Below are 2,437 nucleotides of genomic sequence, written 5' to 3' on the forward strand. Positions count from 1 at the left end.
TTCATCGAAAACATATCCATCTTATGAAAAAGCATGATCTTATCCGAAAATGGTGAAAATGTCGATGTTGTTACTAAATCATCTAGAAAAGATGGGGTAGGTAAATGTTCATCATGAAGCATTTGCATATAATGCTGAACATTTGTTGCTGTCATATCTCTTCCCCATTCAAACAACTTTCGAATCTTTTCATCTTTTGCCACTTGGGCAAAGGCCATGATCAGGGCTTTACTAGTAACATTATTTTCAATATTATCATAAAAATGGGCTATTTCTAACGCATGCAAGGGTCTTATATGACCAAAGTAACCATTTAGAAAATCAGTATGTACAAAATCTACTTTCTCTGGAACAGGGATAATGGGTGGCTTTATGGTTAGACCTTTATTCATTAATATTTCTTTTATTTGTTCCATCAATTCCATTGTAGAATTCATACAATAGGTAAAAAATTCTCTTACATCTTTCCGATAAACGATCGGTAATCCAACACTATAGATACTCATCCCTGCTTTGGCAACATATTTCAAATAATGTGGATAGTATTGATCTTGAAATAAGCGTGGGGCATTCAGGTTTACATCCTCTTCCCCAAACCCTTTTGGTATCGGAAAGCTTTCTTTTGTAAAAATGTCTGTAGTGATTTTTAAAAATTCCTCGGATAAGGTTAATGCGTTTTCTAGTAACGTCCTAATATCTGGATCCGTAACGTTTCTAAGATAATAGCTTAAAATACATTTTGCCATGCTGTTCCCCATGTAAGTTGCCCACAACTTCCCCATTTCTGCAGAGGTTAATGGCTCATTCGTATTTGTCTTATGGGTACCTAATCTAATCGGTTTAATTGTTTGCATAATGGCTCCCTTCTGTTAATTTCGCTTAGTGTTTTCCTCCTTTCAAATCATATTCCATTTTTAATTATTATTATCTTTACAGCGCCTCATTATTAAATTTGAATTAACAAAAGACATTAAAATGGGTAAAAAAAGTAAAAAGACCGCCACGGCGATCTTCATTTTTACTCTTGACCCTTTATTGATTAGTTTACTCAAGCATTTGATTGTTAAAACTCTCCATCAAATTGGGAGAACGGAATGTTTAGTCGGTTTTCCACTGTGCGAAGCCTTTGATTCAGCCGCTGTAATCGGCGCTGTATTCGGTTATTTTCCCTTTCGAGTTGCTCAACTCTTCGTTCAAGCTGCCGCCATTGGGGCAATTGAAATAGTTGTGTAAGTTGTGGAAACTGCCTTTCTGGGTTAGCCTGGTTTTGCTGAACATATGGGTAATAGTCGAATTGAGTTTGCGGAATTTGATAATTTCCATACGGATACATGTGGGTACCTCTCCTTTACGTTCATTTCCCTATACAGTATGAGGCCATTTTCAGTGTGAAACGGCGGGTACCCATATGTTTCCTATTTTTCTATATAGAACAAACTTATTTATTTCCACCCCGGGACCATATCACGACAGGAATTAGCAATAAGGACAAGATTCCCCCAAAAATGGATAAGGTTGCATAACTGGAACCAGCCACAATCATCCCTGAAAAGGCTCCACCGGCTGCACCTGACAGGGCAATTAACACATCCACAGTCCCTTGTGTTTTAGCCCGTGTGTATGTTTCTGTTGAGTCAACAAGAAGAGCCGTCCCACTGATTAAACCAAAATTCCACCCTAATCCTAGTAAGGAAAGAGCGATTACCATAAAAACCATAGAATCTCCTGGTGCCCATGCTGCCAGTAAACCTGCGAGAAGAAGTGTTGTTCCAGAAGCCACTGCCATGACAGTTCGCCCTAATCGATCGACGAGGACACCCGTAACCAGAGAAGGAAGATACATGGCACCTATATGAAATCCAATAACAAGACCGACGGCACCCAAACTATGTCCATGATGCATCATATGAACAGGTGTCATCGTCATAATCGCTACCATGACAATTTGAGTAAGAACCATAATCGTTGCCCCAACAATGATGCCTCTTTTGTTTTTTGAATGTTCCACTGCTGTCGTCGGATGTTCTTTATCAATAGGTTTAAGATTGGCTGCTTCAATGGATCTCGCTATCACTAAAGGATCTGGACGCAACAAAATGAAAAGGACAAGACCTGCTAAAATATAGGATGCTGCCCCTAAAATAAAAGGACCTGCAAGTGATGGAACACCGATTAAAAGGGCAAAATCCCCCATCACATTTACTAAATTTGGTCCTGCAACGGCACCAAATGTGGTAAAAACCATCGTAATACTAATCGCGGTTGCCCGCTGCTTACTATTGGCTAGGTCTGTTCCTGCATAACGGGCTTGCAGGTTCGTAGCTGACCCAGCACCATAAACAAGAAGAGACAAAAATAACAGAATGACACTATTTAGGATGGCTGAGAGGATTACTCCGATTGCTCCAAGTCCACCAATCAAAAAACCTGTTGCCAA

The 2,437-nt window shown here is 39.5% G+C and carries 3 protein-coding genes; all 3 read right to left on the bottom strand.

Going from position 1 to position 2,437, the window contains the following annotated elements:
- Window positions 1-854: DUF3231 family protein (locus tag V7083_RS11980; RefSeq protein ID WP_335477965.1), on the bottom strand; the 854-nt coding region annotated here is incomplete at its 3' end.
- Between the two features lie 209 nt (window positions 855-1,063).
- Complete coding sequence (locus V7083_RS11985; RefSeq protein WP_335477967.1) at window positions 1,064-1,333, bottom strand: hypothetical protein; 270 nt, start codon at window positions 1,331-1,333, stop codon at window positions 1,064-1,066.
- A 105-nt stretch (window positions 1,334-1,438) separates the two neighbouring features.
- On the bottom strand, window positions 1,439-2,437 hold a 999-nt coding region (locus tag V7083_RS11990; RefSeq protein WP_335477968.1), incomplete at its 5' end, for an MFS transporter.

The sequence above is a fragment of the Bacillus sp. JJ1764 genome (assembly GCF_036962145.1).
Lineage (GTDB): Bacteria > Bacillota > Bacilli > Bacillales > Cytobacillaceae > Neobacillus.